General features: G+C 62.0%; 15 protein-coding genes. 7 read left to right on the top strand and 8 right to left on the bottom strand.

All coding sequences use genetic code 11. The features are described from left to right. Positions 1–49: 49 nt before the first annotated feature. Positions 50–2,896, bottom strand: a complete 2,847-nt coding sequence (locus CSQ91_RS00625; RefSeq protein WP_099387107.1) for a M16 family metallopeptidase — start codon at positions 2,894–2,896, stop codon at positions 50–52. A gap of 294 nt (positions 2,897–3,190) precedes the next feature. On the opposite strand from CSQ91_RS00625, the gene CSQ91_RS00620 reads away from it, so the two are divergent. From CSQ91_RS00620 to CSQ91_RS00610, 3 genes are all read left to right on the top strand, one after another. Then, positions 3,191–3,475 carry a hypothetical protein gene (locus CSQ91_RS00620; RefSeq protein WP_070278575.1) on the top strand — a complete coding sequence of 95 codons (285 nt, stop codon included), beginning with the start codon at positions 3,191–3,193 and terminating at the stop codon, positions 3,473–3,475. Between the two features lie 82 nt (positions 3,476–3,557). Then, the gene (locus CSQ91_RS00615) at positions 3,558–5,105 is read left to right on the top strand and encodes a TerC family protein (protein WP_034786355.1); all 1,548 of its coding nucleotides are present in this window, start codon (positions 3,558–3,560) and stop codon (positions 5,103–5,105) included. A gap of 67 nt (positions 5,106–5,172) precedes the next feature. Further along, positions 5,173–5,751 (top strand): DUF3617 domain-containing protein, encoded by a 579-nt coding sequence (locus tag CSQ91_RS00610; protein WP_099387106.1) that lies wholly within the window; start codon positions 5,173–5,175, stop codon positions 5,749–5,751. Here the strand turns inward: CSQ91_RS00610 and CSQ91_RS00605 are convergent. Beyond that, positions 5,739–6,848, bottom strand: coding sequence for a porin (locus CSQ91_RS00605; RefSeq protein WP_099387105.1), 1,110 nt, complete (start codon positions 6,846–6,848; stop codon positions 5,739–5,741). The two genes, CSQ91_RS00610 and CSQ91_RS00605, sit on opposite strands and share 13 nt — an antisense overlap. Before the next feature lie 317 nt (positions 6,849–7,165). Here CSQ91_RS00605 and CSQ91_RS00600 point away from each other — a divergent pair, with 317 nt between their 5' ends. Together CSQ91_RS00600 and cls are read left to right on the top strand one after the other, a co-directional pair. Next, positions 7,166–9,277: a site-specific recombinase gene (locus CSQ91_RS00600; RefSeq protein ID WP_092612662.1), complete on the top strand. Its 2,112-nt coding sequence runs from the start codon at positions 7,166–7,168 to the stop codon at positions 9,275–9,277. After that, on the top strand, positions 9,274–10,665 hold the full coding sequence (cls, locus tag CSQ91_RS00595) for a cardiolipin synthase (protein ID WP_099387104.1): 1,392 nt from the start codon (positions 9,274–9,276) through the stop codon (positions 10,663–10,665). The genes CSQ91_RS00600 and cls overlap by 4 nt, the downstream gene beginning before the upstream one ends. A gap of 223 nt (positions 10,666–10,888) precedes the next feature. On the opposite strand, the gene CSQ91_RS00590 is transcribed toward cls, so the two are convergent. The 3 genes from CSQ91_RS00590 to CSQ91_RS00580 are packed head-to-tail and all read right to left on the bottom strand — an operon-like array spanning position 10,889 to position 13,395. Then, positions 10,889–11,707, bottom strand: coding sequence for a metallophosphoesterase family protein (locus CSQ91_RS00590; RefSeq protein WP_034786361.1), 819 nt, complete (start codon positions 11,705–11,707; stop codon positions 10,889–10,891). 9 nt (positions 11,708–11,716) lie between these two features. Further along, positions 11,717–12,625, bottom strand: coding sequence for a diacylglycerol/lipid kinase family protein (locus tag CSQ91_RS00585; protein WP_099388511.1), 909 nt, complete (start codon positions 12,623–12,625; stop codon positions 11,717–11,719). 11 nt (positions 12,626–12,636) lie between these two features. Next, positions 12,637–13,395, bottom strand: a complete 759-nt coding sequence (locus tag CSQ91_RS00580) for a phosphatase PAP2 family protein (RefSeq protein WP_230522637.1) — start codon at positions 13,393–13,395, stop codon at positions 12,637–12,639. 141 nt (positions 13,396–13,536) lie between these two features. Between CSQ91_RS00580 and CSQ91_RS00575 the strand changes: the two genes are divergently transcribed. After that, entirely contained in the window at positions 13,537–13,761 is a 225-nt protein-coding gene (locus CSQ91_RS00575) for a hypothetical protein (protein WP_010396348.1), read from the top strand. A gap of 106 nt (positions 13,762–13,867) precedes the next feature. On the opposite strand, the gene CSQ91_RS00570 is transcribed toward CSQ91_RS00575, so the two are convergent. The 3 genes from CSQ91_RS00570 to CSQ91_RS00560 form a co-directional block, all read right to left on the bottom strand. Then, the gene (locus CSQ91_RS00570; RefSeq protein WP_099387103.1) at positions 13,868–15,028 is read right to left on the bottom strand and encodes an AI-2E family transporter; all 1,161 of its coding nucleotides are present in this window, start codon (positions 15,026–15,028) and stop codon (positions 13,868–13,870) included. 89 nt (positions 15,029–15,117) lie between these two features. Then, positions 15,118–16,317 (bottom strand): DUF1501 domain-containing protein, encoded by a 1,200-nt coding sequence (locus CSQ91_RS00565; RefSeq protein ID WP_099387102.1) that lies wholly within the window; start codon positions 16,315–16,317, stop codon positions 15,118–15,120. Between the two features lie 20 nt (positions 16,318–16,337). Next, a complete protein-coding gene (locus CSQ91_RS00560) occupies positions 16,338–17,882 on the bottom strand; it encodes a DUF1800 domain-containing protein (protein ID WP_070278565.1) in 1,545 nt (514 codons plus the stop codon). A gap of 258 nt (positions 17,883–18,140) precedes the next feature. Between CSQ91_RS00560 and CSQ91_RS00555 the strand changes: the two genes are divergently transcribed. Beyond that, the gene (locus CSQ91_RS00555; RefSeq protein WP_070255140.1) at positions 18,141–18,518 is read left to right on the top strand and encodes a c-type cytochrome; all 378 of its coding nucleotides are present in this window, start codon (positions 18,141–18,143) and stop codon (positions 18,516–18,518) included. Positions 18,519–18,533 lie beyond the last annotated feature (15 nt).

Raw genomic sequence — 18,533 nt, 5'->3', positions numbered from 1 at the left:
AAGCCCGCTGGCAAATAACTTGCCAGCGGGCTTTTTTATTTAAAGCAGCTTATTTCGACGTCGTTGCCTTGGCGCCGCTTTCACCCTCTTTCGCCACCTTGGCAAAGTCGCCGGCCACCACCACCGAGACGGCCGATGGCTTCAGGTACTCGCGCAGGCCCTGGTTCACTTGCGCCAGGGTCAAGGCGGCCACTTTCGCTTCCAGGTCCTTGTCGTAAGCCATGGTGCGCTCTTCGGCAAGGTAGCCGGCCAGTTCGCGCGCCAGGCCGCTGTCCTGCGTGCGGCCCACTTCCTGCGATTGCAGCCAGCCTTTCTTCGCTTCGGCCAATTCCTCTTGCGTGAAGCCGTCGGCCAGCGCCTTGGCGATTTCCTCGCGCAGGGCCGCTTCCACCTTGACCGTGTTTTGCGGCGCGCTGATGGCATACGCCATCCAGTAGCCGGCCGGTTCGCGCGACGGGATGCTCACTTGCGAACCGACGCCGTACGACAGGCCTTCCTTCTGGCGGATGCGGTCGGCCAGACGGCTGCGCAAGGCGCCGCCACCGAGCATGTGATTGGCGATCAGCAAGGCGGGATAGTTGGCGGCGTCATCCTTGAGGGGAATCGGCTGGATGGCAAACAGCACGCTGTTCGCCTTGTCCGGCGTTTCCAGGGTGACTTTCTCGCCGCTGACAGGCTTGACGGCATCAAGTATGCGCGCGTACGGCTGCTGCGCCTTCCAGCTGCCGTACAGGCTGGCCACTTGCGCCTTCAGCGCGGCCGGGTCGAAGTCGCCCACGGCAGCAAAAGTCGCGTTCGCCGCGCCATAGTAGGCGCCATGGAAGGCTTTCACATCGGCCACCTTGATGGCTTTCCATTGCACCAGTTCAGCCGGCAAGGTGGCCACGTGGCGCACATGGCCTTCCGGCGTGGCGTCGAGCAGGCGGCGGAAGGCGTTCACGGCCAGCGGCTGCGGCTCAGGCAACTCCTGCTCCGCGCGGCCGACGCGCTCGCGCTGCAATTCCAGGAATTCCGTCTCGTTCAAGGCCGGCTTTTGCAGCACTTGCGCCAGCAGGTCCATGGCGGCCGGCAAGTTCTCGCGCTTGCCATTCAGCATGGCGGTGACGCCCTCGGCGCCGCCCGTGATGGCGACCTGCATGCCCAGCTGGTCGAACTTGTCCTTCACTTCCTGGCGCGACAGTTTATCCGTGCCGCGCGACAGCAAATTGGCCGTGTAGACACCCACTTGCGCCTTGCCGCGCAAGCTCTCTTCGCTGCCGATCTGCAATTTCAACACGACGCTGACCGTGCTGCCCTTGGTTTTCTTCGGCAGCAAGGCGCCCTTCAAGCCATTCGGCAAGGTGAAACGCTGGGTGCGCGCTTCGATATTGTCGGGGCTCGGATCGAACGCTTCGCCCTGCGCCACCACGGCGCGGCCCGTGTAGCCGGCCAGTTGCGGCGCCACGTCGGCATAGGCCGGCACGACGGTGCGGTCCGGCGCATCGGTAGGAATGAAGCGGCCCAGGGTGCGGTTAGAGCTCTTCAGGTATTTCTCGGCCGCCGCCTGCACCTGCGCCGTCGTCAGCTTGTCGAGCTGGTCGCGCTGCAGGAAGAACAGACGCCAGTCGCCGGCCGCCAGGGACTCCGTCAGGGCGATCGTCATGCGCGCCGTGTTCGAGGTGATCAGTTCCACCTGCTTGTTCAGCTGCTGTTTCACGCGCGCCACTTCCGCATCCGTGATGGGCTGCGATTTCAAGTCTTCCAGCACTTTCAGCATGGCCGTCTGCGCCGCATCGAGGTTGCCATCAAGCGGCACCAGCGCGCCGAACAGGTTGTAGCCCGGCTCCAGGTTGCTCACGGAGTTGTATTCGATCTTGCTGGCCAGCTTGGTTTCCACCAGCGCCTTGTGCAGGCGGCCGGCCGGCGCGTCCGTCAGCACATGACCGAGCACCTCGATGGCGACGGCGTCCGGGTTGCCGGACGGCGCCACGTGGTAGCCGGCGCCGACGAACTGCGTGCCGCCGCTGCGGCGCACCGTCACGGCGCGCTCGCCATCCTGCACGGGTTCGGCCGTGTAGGTCGGCTCGATCACGCGCGTGGGTTTCGGAATCTTGCCGAACAGATCATTGATCTGTTTCAAGACCTTGGCTTCATCGAAGCGGCCCGCCACCATCAGCACGGCATTATCGGGCTGATAATATTTATGGTAAAACGCGCGCAGGCGGGGAATGTTCACCTGCTCGATGTCGGAACGGGCGCCGATGGTCGACTTGCCATAGTTGTGCCAGTCGTAGGCGATGGCCTGGATGCGCTCGCTCGTCACGCCGATCGGGTCGCTCTCGCCCATCTCGAACTCGTTGCGCACGACGGTCATTTCACCCTTCTGCGTCTTCGGGTTCCACAGGTCGTTCTGGTCGATGGCCGCGTTGACCATGCGGTCCGCTTCCATGGCCAGCATCTGGCGCAGGTTGTCGTCGTTGGCGGGGAAGGTCGCGTAGTAATTGGTGCGGTCGTACCACGTGGTGCCGTTGAAATCAGCGCCCGTCGAGTTCAGTATCTCGACGGGGGTCTTGCTGCCCTTCTTGATGCCGAAGTTGGCGCTGGGCTTGAACAGCAAGTGCTCGAGCAAGTGGGCCATGCCCGTTTCGCCATAGTTTTCATGGCGCGAACCGACCAGGTAGACGATGTTGGTGGTCAGGGTCGGCTTGCTGGCGTCCGGGAACAGCAGCACGCGCAAGCCATTGGCCAGGCGGTATTCGGTGATGCCTTCGACGGACGTGACTTTGACGGCGGCGGCACGGCTGGGCACAGCCTTGCCGGCTTTCTGGGTCGGCGCCGCTTCCACGGGGGTGGCGGCAAGGATGAACGATGGCGAGAGGATGCCGGCGGCAAGCAGGAGGGCGGTAATGGGTTTCAAGGCAGAGTCCTGGTAACACTACGTTATAGACGTGCGCAAGCAAACGGCGCAGGCGCAATGTGATACGAACGCAAGAATAGTCACGGGGCCCGCGCTGCGTCTTCGCCGCCACGTGAAATTATTGCTATTTCGTAATTTACGGCATACGTATCACTATTGCAAGCCTCTGTCATCAGGCTGCCATACAGGCGTGTTATACTCGACCGTTCCAGAACTATCTGCCTGTATATGAGACGAGCTCTCGTCCTGCTCTGCCTTTTTGTTTTCATCGCGTTACCCCAGGCGTTTGCCAGCATGGCTTACGCCAGCCCTTCCCCATTCCAGCATGCAATCGCGGCCGGCGCTAGCGCCACGCCCGCCTTCAGCATCGATTGTGCCGATGCCAGCCTCCATGCGGGCCTGCCTGGCGACAGCTGCGATAGCTGCAGTAGCGAAGAATGCGACAACGACCCCATCACGCTGTACCCGAGCTCGCGCCAGGCCGTGCCGTTTTACGCCATCATTTGGCAAGCGGGACCGGGCGCACTTGCCGAAGCGGACGTGCGGCTGGCCACCCGGCCGCCGCGCGTCCGCCCCTGAAGACATGCATGCAGCACCCACGCGCCCGGGGCTTTAGCCGCCAGGCACGCTTTACACTGATCGACTTTACAAGGTTACACACATGGAATGGTTATTTGACCCGACAATCTGGGTCGGCCTGCTGACGCTGGTCGTACTGGAAATCGTACTGGGTATCGACAACCTGATTTTCATCGCCATCCTGGCCGAGAAACTGCCGCCGCACCAGCGCGACAAGGCTAGAGTGCTGGGCCTGACCCTGGCCCTCGTCATGCGCCTGGGCCTGCTTTCCCTGATTTCCTGGCTGGTCACCCTGACCACGCCATTGTTTTCCATATGGACATTCTCGTTTTCGGGGCGCGACCTGATCCTGCTCCTCGGCGGCCTGTTCCTGCTGTTCAAGGCAACCAGCGAGCTGCATGAGCGCCTAGAAGGCATCACGCACGCCCAGACGGGCCCGAAGGTGTATGCCGGCTTCGGCCTGGTGGTGGCGCAGATCGTCGTGCTCGACGCCGTCTTTTCGCTCGACGCCGTCATCACGGCCGTCGGCATGGTGGAAAACCTGTACGTGATGATGGCCGCCGTCGTCATTTCCATCGTCGTCATGATGCTCGCGTCGAAGGTGCTGACGCGCTTCGTCAACGCCCACCCCACCGTCGTCGTGCTGTGCCTGAGCTTCCTGCTGATGATCGGCCTCTCCCTGGTGGCCGAGGGCCTGGGCTTCCACATTCCGAAAGGATATCTGTACGCCGCTATCGGTTTCTCGATCGTCATCGAATTCTTCAATCAATTGGCGCGCCGCAACTTCCTCAAGCTGCAGTCCAACGCCCCCCTGCGCGACCGTACGGCGCAAGCCGTGCTGAGCCTGCTGGGCGGACGCAAGGGCCGCGAAGCCGTGGAAGAGCACGAAGTCAAGGAAATGCCCGATGTCTCCGCCTTCGGCGTGGAAGAGCGCAACATGGTCAGCGGCGTGCTGACCCTGGCCGAACGCTCGATCCGCTCCGTCATGACGCCGCGCGGCGACGTGTCGTGGGTCAACCTGAACGACAGCAGCGAGAAGATGCTGCAACTGCTGCGCGACACGCCGCACAGCATGATTCCTGTCTGCAATGATGACCTGGACAATGTGGTCGGCATCGCGCGCAGCAAGGACCTCATCGAGGATCTGGTCTCGCGCGGCAAGATCGACCCGGACAGCATGCGCGAAGCCGTCGTCGTGCCGGAAGCGGCCGGCGTGCTGAAAGCCATGGAAACGTTAAAGCGCTCGCGCGGCCAGCTGGTGCTGGTGGTCGACGAGTTCGGCACCGTGCAGGGCGTGCTGACACCGATCGACATCCTGGAAGCCATCGCCGGCGAATTCCCCGACGAGGACGAGCAGCCCGACGTGGAGGTGCTGGGCCCCGGCCACTGGCGCATCGACGGCGCGACGGACCTGCATTATCTGGAGCAAGTGTTCGAAACGGAAACCCTGGTCAGCGAAGACGGCGAATACAACTCGCTCGCCGGCTTCCTGCTGGCGCATTTCGAAAACATGCCGGCCGTGGGCGAAGTACTGGAGCTCGATGACTTGCGCTATGAAATCATCGAGGCCGACGAGCGCCGCATCGCCTGCGTGGACGTGCGCCGCATCGAGCCCGATCACAGTTTGTAACACAATGGCAAGCGTGCCCCGCTTGCCATGCCGTATGCTGGGGTCTGCCCATACCGGAGACCCCACGATGAAAAAATCCCTGCCAAGCTTGGCCCTGCTGGCTTGCGCCGCCTTCGGCGCCCACGCCAATACCATGGCCGCCTCGCAGTCCGCCACCATCAAGCCGGGCCTGTGGCAAGTCGACAGCAAGATGGCGTCGCCGGACGCCGCCACCGACAACGCCATGTCCATGGTGCTGCAGCAACTGGGCAACCTTCCTCCCGATCAACGCAAGCAGCTGGAAAGCATGGCGGCCAGCCGGGGCATGGCCATGCCCACCGTGGGCGCCGATGGCGCCGTGCGCGTGACGGCATGCGTGACGCCGGACATGGCGGCGCGCAAGCAGATTCCCACGGGCCAGCCCGGTGACTGCAAATCGAAAAACACGGATATCGCGGGCGGCATGAATGTTTCGTTCACTTGCGCCAATCCGAAATCGAGCGGCGAAGGCAAGGTACTGTTTACGGGCGACCAGGCATTCAGCATGCAATTGGCGGTGACCACCAGCGCGCGCGGCACGCCGGAACAGGTGAATGTGACGAGCAACGGCAAATGGCTGGGCGCAAGCTGCCCTGCCCCATCGGCGACCGCGGCTCAGAAACCGTGACGGAAGCCGAGATTAAACGCCGCATCGCCACGCCCCGAATCGCTGGCATTGCCCACCGTGTAGCGGGCGCCGTTCTTGTTGTGGATCTTCGCGTAGGACGCATAGAAATCGCTGCGCTTTGACAGCGAATACGTGAGGCCGACGGCCATCTGGCTGGCGTCGCGGTTGGCCAGATCGCGGTCATCCTTGCGCACCCAGGACGCCAGCAGCTTGAAGCCGCCCACGGGCACCGATACGCCCAGCAAGGTGTCGCGGCTGTCAGACGACGACATCGACAGGGCCAGCGAGCTGTAGGCATTGTTCGGGTCCCATGGCGAGCTGCCATAGCCCTTGTTGATGCCCACGGCGGCAAAGGCAGTGGCCACCTTCAGGTCGATATTCGCCGCGATCAGGGTGTTGCGGGCAGACATGTCGATGGCGGGCAAGGTGCCGGAAGCGAGGATGAGGTTATTCTTGCGCTGGTGCGACACGCTGACATTCACGGCGCCGGCCGAATAGCCGAGGGTGGCGCCATACGCGCGGTTGTTGGCGTTGCTGTACGGCGACTCGCCAAAGCTGTAGATGGCGCTGGCAGTCACGCCGCGCAAGGCGGGCGTCACGTATTTGACGGTGTTGTCGTAGCGTTTCACGCTGTAGCCGGCCAGGTTGCTGGCGCTGCCGGCCATGCCGCCCTTGAACGGGTCGGCCACATCGGTCAGGGTCAGGTATTGCAGGTTGTACTGGCGCCCCAGGGTCAGCGCGCCCAGGCGGCTGTCGAGGCCCACGTAAGCCTGGCGGCCGAACAGGCGCCCCTCTTCCGACTGGCCCGTGTCGTTCTGGATGCCCGCTTCCAGGGTAAACACGGCCGTGACATCATTACCCAGCGCCTCGCGGCCCTGCACGCCCAGACGCGAACCGGACGCGACGCCGCCGGACACCTTGGCGCCGGCGCAATTGGCGGCACAGCCCCGCTCGGCCACGATGCCCGCGTCGAGCACGCCGTACACGGCAACGTTACTGGATGCGGCACTGCCTGCGCCATCGGCAGCCTGGGCCGTCGCGCCCAGCGCGAAAGGCCCCATCCCTATCACAGCAAGCGCAAAATACGAGGTCTTCATGATAAATATCTCGGTAACGTGAATTGAAACTTCCCGGTATTGATCAGGACATGCGCTGTGTGTCTGATCTCAGTGTTACCTTATCCCCGCTTTTTGTCCAGCGTCCGTGCGTTGTACAACAGAAACTTCAGCTTAGCCCAGGAAAAGAGTCGCACACTGACAACACGCAATATTGACCATGATTCAGCTAATTTGCGGCAAAATGGCGTTAAATGCAGGCCCTGCCGTAAAGCAATGTTCGGTGGCGAACGTTGCGCGATTTGACGCAGGCGGTACACTACTGGTTTTACCGACAGCGGCTCGCCCGTTTTTTCTGCATGCTAGCTATCCTCGAACGCATTGACCCCAACTCCAGCAATATCGACTTGCTGGTGGAATTATTCAACTCACTGCGTCCCAAGCGCTCCCACGACAGCGCTACCGCGATTGCCAACGTGCGCACCCTGCGCCAGCTTCTCAAAGGTAACCCCGCGCAAGCGCGCGCCCTGCATGAATACGTGCTGCGCGTGCTGGCCGCGCGCCGCCACGCCAGCCTGTACACCGACATCGGCGTGCTGTCGAACAGCGGTTTCTTCACGGAATTGAAACGCCGCATCGCCTACCGCATGCTGCCGCCCGCCCTCGGCGACGAGTACCTGAACGACGCACTCGACCAGGTGCTGTACCTGAAAACCGATTATTTGTGGATCAGCAATGTGCCCGCCACGGACTGGCTGGAACTGTTCGACGTGCTCACCAGCGACGAGATCGAACTGGCCGTCGGCGATGGCAATATCATGCTGCCGGGCATGCTCGACGCCATCCGCACCCTGTCCTACCGCGTCTGCGCCATGGGCCTGGAGCCGGAACTGACACGTTTCCACAGCGAAATCGAAGTGTTCCAGTCGCCATTCATGGTGCAGAACACGGAAGTGAACGCCTACCTGGATGCCTACACGAATCTGCTGCATGGCGATCTCGAGCACATCGAAGACGCGCGCCATTTGCTGGTGATGCTGGACCAGTGCGACGCCGTCATCGCCAAGATCCGCAAGAAGGCGCTGTATCAGGGCACCAGCATTCCCCTCACGTATTTATTGGTGGCCTTGGCGCAAAGCATCGAGCGCTTGCGCAAGCTGCTGTTCCTCGTCGACACGAGCGGCGAGCTGCCTGCCTCCAACAACGTGGACATCGCCGCCATCACGGTCGATGCCACGCAAGACTTGCTGTACCCGCAGCCCGTCAGCCGCCGCCGCGCGGGCGCCGTCGGATTGGCGCTGGAACTGATACGCGCGCACAACCACAAGTACAAGGTCAGCGACCTGTTTTCCGACAATATCAACTTGCTGGCGCGCAATGTGACGGAAAACGCCAGCCGCACGGGCGAGCACTACATCGCGGAAAACCGCCGCGAAATGGGCGCCATGTTCCTCTCGTCCGCGGGCGCGGGCGTGATCATCGGCTTCATGGCCCTGTTCAAGATATTGATGTCCTACCTGCGCTCGGCGCCGCTGGTCGAAGCCTTCATGTTCAGCATGAATTACTCGATCGGCTTCATGTTCATCCACTTGCTGCATTTCACGGTGGCCACCAAGCAGCCGGCCATGACGGCGTCGCGCATCGCCGCCGGCCTGCACAGCAAGGATGGCAGGAATATCGACCTCGACAGCATGGCGGAACTGATCAACAAGGTCTTCCGCACGCAAAACATGGCCGTGCTGGGCAACCTGGCGACCGCCATTCCCACGGCCTGGCTGATCGCGCTCGGCTACAAGGCGATTACGGGACACAACCTGGTGACGCCCGAGAAAGCCATGCATTTGCTGCACGATATCGACCCCATCGGCAGCCCCGCCATCTTCTACGCCATGATCGCCGGCGTATGCCTGTTCGTGGCCGGCCTGATTTCCGGCTACTATGACAACCAGGCCCTGTACACGCGCTGGGCGCAGCGCATCGCGCAATTGCGCGGCCTGGGCCGCGTGATTGGCCAGGAACGCCTGCAACGGCTGGGCATGTACCTGGAAAACAACCTGGGCGGGCTGATGGGTAACTTCTATTTCGGTATCCTGCTGGGTTCCATCGGCACCCTGGGCTTTTTGATCGGCTTGCCTATCGACATCCGCCACATCACCTTCTCGGCCGCCAACTTCGCCACGGCCCTGGTGGGCCTGGACCACAACATGAGCTGGCAACTGGCCGTCAAGTCGCTGTCGGGCATCTTCGCCATCGGCACGGCCAACCTGCTGGTCAGCTTCGGCCTGGCCCTGTGGGTGGCTCTGCGTTCGCGCCAGGTGCGCTTCAAGCACGGCATGCAATTGTTGAAGATTCTGGGCAAGCGCTTCCTCCGGTCGCCCATCGTCTTCTTCTTCGGTTCAAAAAACCCGCCACCTTTGGCACTGGCCGATGAGTCGGCAAACCTGTCACCCACCACCAAGGCTCAAAAATGACCGCTCGGCGCATGCAACCCTGCCTCACCGCCCTACTGCTGTGCTGGACCCTGGCTGCATGCGCCTCGCTGCCCAATGTCAAGAACCTCAACACCACCCTGGAGCCGGTGGCCAAGCCCAAGGTGATCACGGGCAAGGGCGCCGTGCTGAGCGTCAACAGCCGCGCCGCCCTGCTCAACAAGCGCTGGGCCAAGTCCGGCATGGACTTGAAAACCCAGGCGGCGCTGGAAGAGGCGGCCACGGGCGTACCTTTGATCAAGGGCAACAAGGTGACCCTGCTGTTTGACGGCCCGCAAACCATGGCCGCCATGTTCCAGGCCATCAGCGAAGCGAAGAACAGCATCAACCTGGAAACGTATATCTTCGACCAGGATCCGCTGGGCCTCAAATTTGCCGACATGCTGATCGAAAAGCAGCAATCGGGCGTGACGGTCAATGTCATCTACGACAGCGTGGGCACCCTCGGCGTGCCGCAGGCGTTCTTTGACCGCATGCGCGCGGCCGGCGTGCACCTGGTGGCCTTCAACCCCGTCAATCCCGCCAAGCTCAAGGGCGACGACTGGAAGATCAATAACCGCGACCACCGCAAGGTGCTGATCGTCGACGGCAAGATGGCATTTACGGGCGGCATCAATATCAGCGATACCTATGCGAAAAGCTCGCTGTTCCGCTCGAAATCGAAACCCAAAGACAAGAAGGACGTGGGCTGGCGCGATACCCACGTGAAAGTGGAAGGCCCGGCCGTGGCCGCCTTCCAGTGGCTGTTCATCCGCACCTGGGCCCAGCAAGACCAGGCCGACTTGCCGGACGCTAATTATTTCCCGACCCTGTCGGAAGTGGGCGACAAGCTGGTGCGTGTGGTGGCCAGCGAACCGGACGGCGGCTTTGAAATCTACAAGGCGTACATCCTGGCCATCCAGGAAGCCAAGAAATCCATCCACATCACGTCCGCCTATTTCGTGCCGGACCAGCAGACGGTCGACGCCCTGATCGCGGCCGCGAAACGGGGCGTGGACGTCACCGTCGTGCTGCCCGGTGTGTCCGACAGCGGCCTCGTATTCCATGCGGGACACGCCCTGTACGACCAGCTGCTGGCCGGCGGCATCCGCATCTTCCACTTGAAACTGGCCGTGCTGCACGCCAAGACGGCCGTCATCGACGGCGCCTGGTCGACAGTGGGCTCGACCAACATCGACATGCGCAGCTTCCTGCATAACAGCGAGCTGAACGTGATCGTGCTGGGCGACAGCTTCGGCAGGGAGATGGAAAATGCCTTCCAGGAAGACTTGCGCGACTCGGAAGAAATCACCAGGGCGAAATGGGAAACGCGGCCGATTGCCGACCGCATGAAGGAGTGGGCGGCCCGTTTCATGAACTACTGGCTGTAGCGGAGTAGCCATCAAAAAGTCCAGGGCGTTGTTGCATTGCCTCGCCGTACTATTCGTACTGTCTTCGGCAACGCGCCTAGCCCTGGCCATTTTGCCGGCCACTCGACGACAGGTGTAGATCGGCGTAGGTCGGATTAGCGCAGCGTAATCCGACATCACCACAGCTATTACCAAAGCCAACAATAGCGTCGGATTACGCGGGGCCTTGCCCCGCTCATCCGATCTACAGCGGCCGCAAGCTGGCCCACACCCCGCCCTGGCGCTCGAACGCTTCCGTGCTGACCTTTTCAAAGTCGGCGCTGTCCTCATTCCAGCTGTAGCGCTCGACGCGAATACAACTATTTTCCACGCGCAGCACGTTGAAGGAGTTCGACTCGCCCCGGCCACGCGTGGACGTGGCCGTACCCGCCTGCACCATCAGGGCAGCGTAGCCGGCGATCTTGTAGCGCTCGGCCGTGTTGCCCGCCACGCTGGCGTGCAAGTGCCCGGCCAGCAGCAGATCCACGCCGCATTCGGAAAACATTTGCAGCGCCTGCGGGGCGCGGTCCACCAGGTCATCCTCGTCGAAGTGCTCGGGCAAGTCAAATGGATGGTGCGTGACGATGATGCGCGTCAAACCTGGCGGCAAACTGCCCAGGCGTTCACGCAGGAAATCGATCTGCTCGTGGCTGATGCGGCCATCCTTGAACGTCATCGAGCGGGCCGTATTGATGCCCAGCACGGCGATTTCCTCATCCACATATTCGGGCGACAAATCGTCCGTTACATGGCGCCGGTACTTCACCAGCGGCGTCAGGAAGCGGGAAACGACGTTGTAGAGTGGCACGTCATGGTTGCCCGGCACGACGATCTGCGGCCCCGGCAAGCTGTCGAGAAAGTGCCGCGCTTCCTGGAACTGGGCGCTGCGGGCGCGTTGCGTGAGGTCGCCCGAGACCACCACCACGTCAGGTTCCAGACGCTCGACGAGCGCGCGCAGGGGCGCCAGCAGGTCAGCATCGACCCTGCCAAAATGCAAGTCGGACAAATGCACGATGGTACGCATGGCGTTCTCCTAGCTGGCTGCGGGTACGGGCGCCGGCACGATCACATCGAGCGCGGCCGTGCGGATGCGGTAATGCAGCGGCGTATTCATGACGGTCACTTCGCCATCGGTGGCCACGCGCAGGCGGCGGTGTTGCGTGGCAATCTCCAGGTCGGTGGCCGTCAACACGTCGAAATCCTTGGCCTGCGACAACTTGCCAAACAGCGCGTGCAAGGCCAGCTTCAGCAAGCCCAGGCGGCCCGGACGCTGCGCCACGTACAAGCTCAGCTGGCCGCCGTCAAGCCGCTCGCGCTCGCCGATATTCAAGCCTTCCATCAGGTATTCATTATTGCCGATGAAGACGAAAGGCGTGCGCCGCGCATGCACGGCGTCGTTGAGCTTCAATTGCACGCTGAGGAATGGGTAGCGGCGCAGCGCGGCCACCAGCGCCCAGCTGAAGGCCAGCCACTTGCCCCGTCCCAGCCGGCGCTGCTGCTTTTCGCGGTCGCGCACGATATCGGGATACAGGCCAAGGCTGGAATTGTTCAGGAAGATGCGGCCATTGACTTCGCCCACGTCGACCTGGTGCCGCACGCCCTGCGCTACATTGGCAATGGCCGCATCGAGGTCGAGCGGGATATTCAAATCCTTGGCGAAATGGTTCAGCGTGCCCAGCGGCAAGACACCAAACGGCGTGCCGCTGCCGACAACGACGGATGCGACGGCATTGATGGTGCCGTCGCCGCCACCGGCCACGACGATGGGCGCGCCATCGCGCAGGGCTTGCTCGGCCGTGGCGATCATGTCGGCGCCGCCTTGCGCCAGGGTAATGGCGGCGTCGAGTCCCACGGCGGCAAAAGCCGCTTCGAGCTGCTGCGCCCAGTCGGGCGCATAGCCGCAACCGGCGCCCGCATTGATGATGACTGCAATCTTGCTCAGGATCGTACCCCTTATTTGGTTTGCCGGATATGCCGGCGGCGGCGCAGGGTCGACACGCCGGCGATGCAGATGGCCAGCCAGCCATAGCTTTCCGCCATGGCCGCCAGCACATCGCTCAGGTAATGCGCGCCCAGGTAAATGCGGCTGAAGCCCACGAGTGACGCCATCAGGAAAGCGCCCAGCGCGATGGCGATGCGCTTGCCCCACGCGCCCGGCGCCGTCTGGCAAATCAGGTAGGCGGCCAGCAAGCCGTACAGGGCTGTCGAGGTGGCCGTATGGCCACTGGGAAAGCTGTACGTGCTCAGGGCCGTCTGCAAGATGGGCTCGTCAAAGCTGGGCCGCGCGCGCACAAAAATGTACTTTAGCAGCAGGTTCAAAAACATGACGCCCGGCATGGTGATGACCAGGGTAAACAGCCAGTAATCGGCGCCCTTGCGATGCAGATACCAGCCCAGCAAGACGGCCAGGGTGATGGCGCCGATCACGCCATGCATGTGCGTGACGACCAGCAGGCAGCTGGTGATCCACGGCACGGCATGCTGGTTGAACCAGTGCGCCACCTGCAAGTCGATCACCGTGATCCGGGCCATGCCCATGACGGCTTCGGCGATTTCGTGAAACACCACGATGGCCACCAGCATCAGCGCCACGCCCACCGTCATATGCAGGCCCAGCTCGCCTTCCGGCGACAGGCGCGCCTCGACGAAGCGGCGCAGTTTCGTGGTCCAGCCCGTGGTCATGCCCATGTCATTTTTCTCTTGCAAACTCATCTCTCTTTCATGTTCCTGATACTGATCAAAAAAACCACACCAGCAAAAAAATACTGTTTATTCATACAGTAGCTGTGTATTCATACAGTACTTATGCTATTCTGATGACTCGTTCAACACATCTCCCTCAAAGGAATTGTCATGGCAACATTGAATAGCGGTTTTGGCTCACGGTTCGGCCTGGAATACGCCCCAAGCTCTTTCCTCGTCCGCATGGGCAAGCGCGAAATCCTCGTCTGCCGCGACTTCCGCAAGCGCTACTACACCGTCAATCCCTTGATCGAGTGCGGTACGGGCATCGAGCCGGGCTATGTTGAAGTGCTGCTGATGCGCCGTTGGTTGCTTATTCTATCCAAGGCACATTAAGAATGACTTTAAAACAAGGTGTTCGCACCCTGTTATCAAGTCAGCTCCGTCCGGCCACGCCGGGAACGCCTCAGTACCGGCCAGCGGCACGCTGACCGACCCCTCACTACTGTGTGCGTTCCGGCGCGGCCGGGCTGGCAGGTGTTGCAGCAGCTGTACCGGCAAGTGCGTCGGCACCTGCATCGTCAGCTGTGCTGGAAAGCATGGTCGCCGGCGGTACGCGGTCAGTCGCATTCGCTTCGTACCACAAGGTAACAAACAGCACCATCACGACGGGACCGATGAACAGGCCCACGAGGCCCAGGGTTTCCACACCGCCCAGGATGCCGAACAGCACGGCCAGGAAGGGCAAGCGGGTAGCGTTGCCGATCATGCCGGGGCGCACGAAGTGGTCGGCCACAAACAGCACCACGGTGCCCCACGCGGCCACGCCGATGGCGGCGCCCACATTGCCCTGGAAGACCAGCAAGGCGGCCGCGCACACGTAAGCGAGCGGCGCGCCGAACGGGATGATGGCCAGGATGCCCGTGGCAAAGGCCCACAGGGCCGGCGACGGCAAGCCGGCAATCGCATAGGCGATGCCGATCAGCACGCCTTCGGCCAGGCCCACCAGTACCAGGCCGTTGACGGTGGCGCGGATGGCCGTGGGGATCTTTTGCGCATAGCGGCCCCACCGTTCTGGGCGCAGGAAATGGCTGCCGACAGCCGTGATCTGGCGCGTCAGCGCCTCCCCATCCTTGTAAAAGAAAAACAGGCATAAAAACGCCAGACCGAAGTCGACCAGGCGATGGAACACGTCCGCCCCCAGCACCTTGAGCATGTCGCGCGCGGAATGAAAGCCGCCCACGGCGCTGCCCGCAAAGAAGTGGCCCAGGCCGTGCGGCTGGCTCAGGGTGGCCAGCCACCAGTCGCCGATGGCGCTGCCGGCCAGCGGAATATGCGCCACCCAGTGCGGCACGGGCAAGCCATCGGCATTCGCATGCACGATGAAATTGGCCAGCACGGGTACTTCGCGCGCCGCCTGCGCCACGCCGAACAGCACGGGAATGATGAAGATGCAGGCGAACGCCAGGGTCAGCGCGGCCGCCGCAATGATGGGGCGCTGCCCCAGCGCCGCGCGCACGCGCAGGTACAAGGGCCAGGTAGCCACGCACAGGATGCCGGCCCACACGAGCGGTAAAAAGAAACGCTGCATGACGAAGGCCGTCACGGCGATCAAGGCCAGGGAAAAGCCTGCGCTGACAATATCGCGCTGGGTATCGTTCATGCCACTCCATTCGTGCCCGGCGCCACAAGCCGCCGGTTTTCGCTACGCGCCAGTTGCGCAGGCGTAGCGTAACACGGTGGCATTCCGATTTACACGAGCCCCAGCTCCGCCGGTTTCACGCCGGCAAATACGTGATCGAGCTGCGCCGAGGTCAAGCCGAACGTGCGGCGCAGCAAGCCGCCCAGCACGGCCCGGTATTCATTCAGCACGGGCATGTCGCGGTTCTGAAACAACGTCCCCTGCGCAATCGCCACTTGCTCGCCCGCCACCTGCTTGCCTTTGATGCCGCCGCCCAGCACCCAGAACACGCTGCCGTGGCCATGGTCCGTGCCGCGGTTGCCGTTTTCGCGGAAGGTGCGGCCAAATTCGCTGACCACCACCACCACGGTATGGCGCCAGGCGCCGCCCATTTCCTGCGAAAACGCTGACAACCCCCGTCCCAGCTCATCGAAGCGCCCCGCCAGGTAGCCGCTGGCGCCGCCCTGCCCCACGTGCGTATCCCAGCCGCCCACATCGACGAAGCCGAGGTTGTATTTATCCTTCATCAAACGGGCGATGCGCTGCGCTTCCAGTTCAAAGCCCTTGGTACTGATGGCGTTGCGGTTGGCCGCCTGCATCTCTCCCGTCAACTCCTTCGTCACGTCGTCGCGCACGACAAAGCCCGCGCTGACGGGTTGCTGCAGGGGCGTGCCCCGGTACATGGCGGCGATGATCTGGCTTTGACGCGCATCAATGCCGGACTTGCCCACGGAACGCAGCGCCATGTTCGGCACTTGCACGCCGCCCTGGAAGATCAGCGGCAGCTGGTCCGTGAAGGCGATGGCGGGATAGACCGGATTGGCCTTGCTGCCATTCAAGGTCTGTACCAGGCGGTTCAGGAAACCGGAACGGAAGTCGCGGCGCGTGTTGATCTCTTGCCCCAGCTCGATCGTGTCCTGCGTTTCAAAATGGCTGCGCGTCAAATCCGTCGTGCCCGCAAACGGGATGAAGGCCGCCTCGCCGCCCGTGAACATGGGATAGATGGTCTCGCGCAAGGCTGGATGCAAGGCCCAGTCAGCGTTCAAGGCCAGCGCGCCGTTTTCCTCGCCCGGTTTCGCAATGGCGATATTCGGCCGCGCCGCATAGTAAAAATCGCTGCCGACCGGCACCAGCAAGTTGTTCGCATCATAGCCGCCGCGCAAAAAGACGAACAGCAGCTTCGCATCCGTGGCGGGCGCCGCCAGCAGACTGCCCGCATGGGTCAGCAAGGGCGCGGCGGCCAGGGCTTTTAACAAGTCACGACGATTCATGGCAATCCTCCGGTTTCAACTTAGCGGTGCATCATTTCGGGTGACGAGAGCAGGAAGGTATTCCACTCCTGCGGCGAGGCGGCCTGTTCCAGGGCCAGGCGCGTGGCCGGACTCAAGGCTGGCTGCAGCGACTGGTAATACAGGGCGCTGGCCAGTTGCGGGAAGGCCACTTTTTCCTGCGGCTGCGGGCCATCCGTCTTGAACAGGCCGGCGCTGCCCGAGCCGATGGTGCGGGCGATATCGAAACGCGTCGTCATCTGGCCGGGACTGGCCCAGGAGGCGTCCGTCAGCGGATAGCCGTCCGGCGTCTGGCGTCCGTACAGGGGCTGGCCCATGCGCGAGAGCCAGCTCAGCATGGGGCCCGCGTTCAGGATGGGCTTGTCGTCATAGCTGAGGCGCACGGCCGACACCACATAATGCATGGGGTCCTTGAATTTCTTGCCCAGCGACTGCTTGAACTCCGGACTGCTGAACATGGTTTGCAACACGTCGGCGATCATGCCATCGCTCTGCTGGAAGGTAGCGGCCATGCGCGCCACCAGCGGCGCGGGCGGATTATCGCCAACGAAATACTGGGCCAGCTTGCCGCTGATGAAATGCGCGGTGGCCGGACTGCGGCTGAGGCGGTCCAGCGCTTCATCGAGCTCGGCCAATCCCCTGCCCTTCACCGTCTGTCCGAGGAATTGCTTATCGCCGTAATCGTGGCGATTCGGATTGAATTCAAACAAGCCCCGGCGCACGTATTGCGATTGCAGCACCGGTTTCACCTTCGGCGTGTCCGCGCCCAAATTCACGCCCACGCCCGTCAGAATGCGCGCCAGTTCCTGCACATCCGCCTGGCTGTAGCCGCCGTTGACGCCCAGGGTGTGCAGCTCCATCAGCTCGCGCGCATAGTTTTCATTGATGCGCTTGGCGGCGTTGGCTTCATTGTCCAGGTAGCGCAGCATGGCCGGATGGTGGACGGTCGCGCCCAGCAAGTCGCGAAATTTCCCCAGCGCGTGCGGCGCGATGGCGTTCGCCTCGTAATCGCCCACCATGGCGCGCAAGTTGTGCTTGCCCTGGTGCACGCTGAAATGGTTGAGCCAAAACCAGCTCAGTTGCTGCTGCAACTGGTTCGGCGAATACACATCGAGCAACAGCGAACGCGTGGCCGCTTCGCGCGCCAGGCGGTTCAGTTCCTGCTGGTACTCCTTTTGCGCCTGCTGCTTCGCCATGTCATCCATGACGCCGGCCGACTCCTTGCGCTTTTGCTCGATAGAAAACACCAACTGATCGAGCGGCACCTGGCTGATGGTCATGGCGTCGATTTGCGCGGCGATGGCCGGCGGCAAGGCCGCTTTTCCTGGATGCAACTGCGCCTGTAAGTAGGCATTCCAGCCTTGCACCTGCACCTGGCGCACGCTGCCCCCGCTCACGCCCCAGCTGACCCGTTCCAGCATGGCGATGTCCTGCGCGGAACTGGTTTGCGCGCGATGACCGGCCTGGACGGCAGGTTCGGTTGCGGCGCAGCCGGCCAGCAACAGCAGGGAAATCAAGGTCGTCGGCAACAGTCGGTTCGGAGTCATGGCAGTCCTTCAAGCGGTTTCATGCAGAATGCCTGAGGGTACGCCCAGGTTGACCTGCGCATGATTGCCATTTGCAACGAGTTGTAATCCAGCGGGATAGTTTTCCGGCCAACCTTTCGCCGGCAAGAGTGCCGCGAGTACCATTACGAATGAATAATCTCGGATAAAATATTATCGAGAGAATGGCGTATTGCAATGGCAGCTGCGTATTTTCTCTCGAACCAGGCATTATCCATACAAAAGTCATATTGGAAATAGATGAAAATATTATTTATCGCTGCATTCGGAATGTTATCGCTGATTCAAACACCATCCTCCTTCGCGGAAAATCTCAACGGGAAAACGCTGTATGTACAGAGATGCGCCGTGTGCCATGGGGCAGAGATCAAGGGAACCGGGCCATTGGCGAATAAAAGCAATCCTCCCACGCCGGACCTGACCACCGCCGCTTTCAAAAAACGCCTGAAGGATTATCCGGGCGTGATTGTATCGTCGGTCATCCTCCGTCCGAATGGCGATTTGATTCCAAAGACCTTGAAAGAGAATGGCGTCAAGATCGCGCCATATGCCTGGCGGGTGAAGGATTTTCGCGATTTGAATCAATACATGAGTGACGTGATTTTAAAAAATCGATGAAATCAGGTTGAGCGG

Origin of the sequence: Janthinobacterium sp. BJB301 (genome assembly GCF_002735685.1) — a bacterium.
In the GTDB taxonomy this organism is placed as follows: domain Bacteria; phylum Pseudomonadota; class Gammaproteobacteria; order Burkholderiales; family Burkholderiaceae_D; genus Janthinobacterium; species Janthinobacterium lividum.
This window is presented reverse-complemented; position numbering and strand designations above follow the sequence as displayed.

Excerpts from the sequence above, each read along its gene's own strand:
- CSQ91_RS00590 (WP_034786361.1), bottom strand. The coding sequence starts at position 11,707 with ATGCGTACCATCGTGCATTTGTCCGACTTGCATTTTGGCAGGGTCGAT.
- CSQ91_RS00610 (WP_099387106.1), top strand. The coding sequence starts at position 5,173 with ATGAAAAAATCCCTGCCAAGCTTGGCCCTGCTGGCTTGCGCCGCCTTC.
- CSQ91_RS00565 (WP_099387102.1), bottom strand. The coding sequence starts at position 16,317 with ATGAATCGTCGTGACTTGTTAAAAGCCCTGGCCGCCGCGCCCTTGCTG.
- CSQ91_RS00570 (WP_099387103.1), bottom strand. The coding sequence starts at position 15,028 with ATGAACGATACCCAGCGCGATATTGTCAGCGCAGGCTTTTCCCTGGCC.
- CSQ91_RS00620 (WP_070278575.1), top strand. The coding sequence starts at position 3,191 with ATGGCTTACGCCAGCCCTTCCCCATTCCAGCATGCAATCGCGGCCGGC.
- CSQ91_RS00560 (WP_070278565.1), bottom strand. The coding sequence starts at position 17,882 with ATGACTCCGAACCGACTGTTGCCGACGACCTTGATTTCCCTGCTGTTG.
- CSQ91_RS00605 (WP_099387105.1), bottom strand. The coding sequence starts at position 6,848 with ATGAAGACCTCGTATTTTGCGCTTGCTGTGATAGGGATGGGGCCTTTC.
- CSQ91_RS00615 (WP_034786355.1), top strand. The coding sequence starts at position 3,558 with ATGGAATGGTTATTTGACCCGACAATCTGGGTCGGCCTGCTGACGCTG.
- CSQ91_RS00575 (WP_010396348.1), top strand. The coding sequence starts at position 13,537 with ATGGCAACATTGAATAGCGGTTTTGGCTCACGGTTCGGCCTGGAATAC.
- cls (WP_099387104.1), top strand. The coding sequence starts at position 9,274 with ATGACCGCTCGGCGCATGCAACCCTGCCTCACCGCCCTACTGCTGTGC.
- CSQ91_RS00600 (WP_092612662.1), top strand. The coding sequence starts at position 7,166 with ATGCTAGCTATCCTCGAACGCATTGACCCCAACTCCAGCAATATCGAC.
- CSQ91_RS00580 (WP_230522637.1), bottom strand. The coding sequence starts at position 13,395 with ATGAGTTTGCAAGAGAAAAATGACATGGGCATGACCACGGGCTGGACC.
- CSQ91_RS00555 (WP_070255140.1), top strand. The coding sequence starts at position 18,141 with ATGAAAATATTATTTATCGCTGCATTCGGAATGTTATCGCTGATTCAA.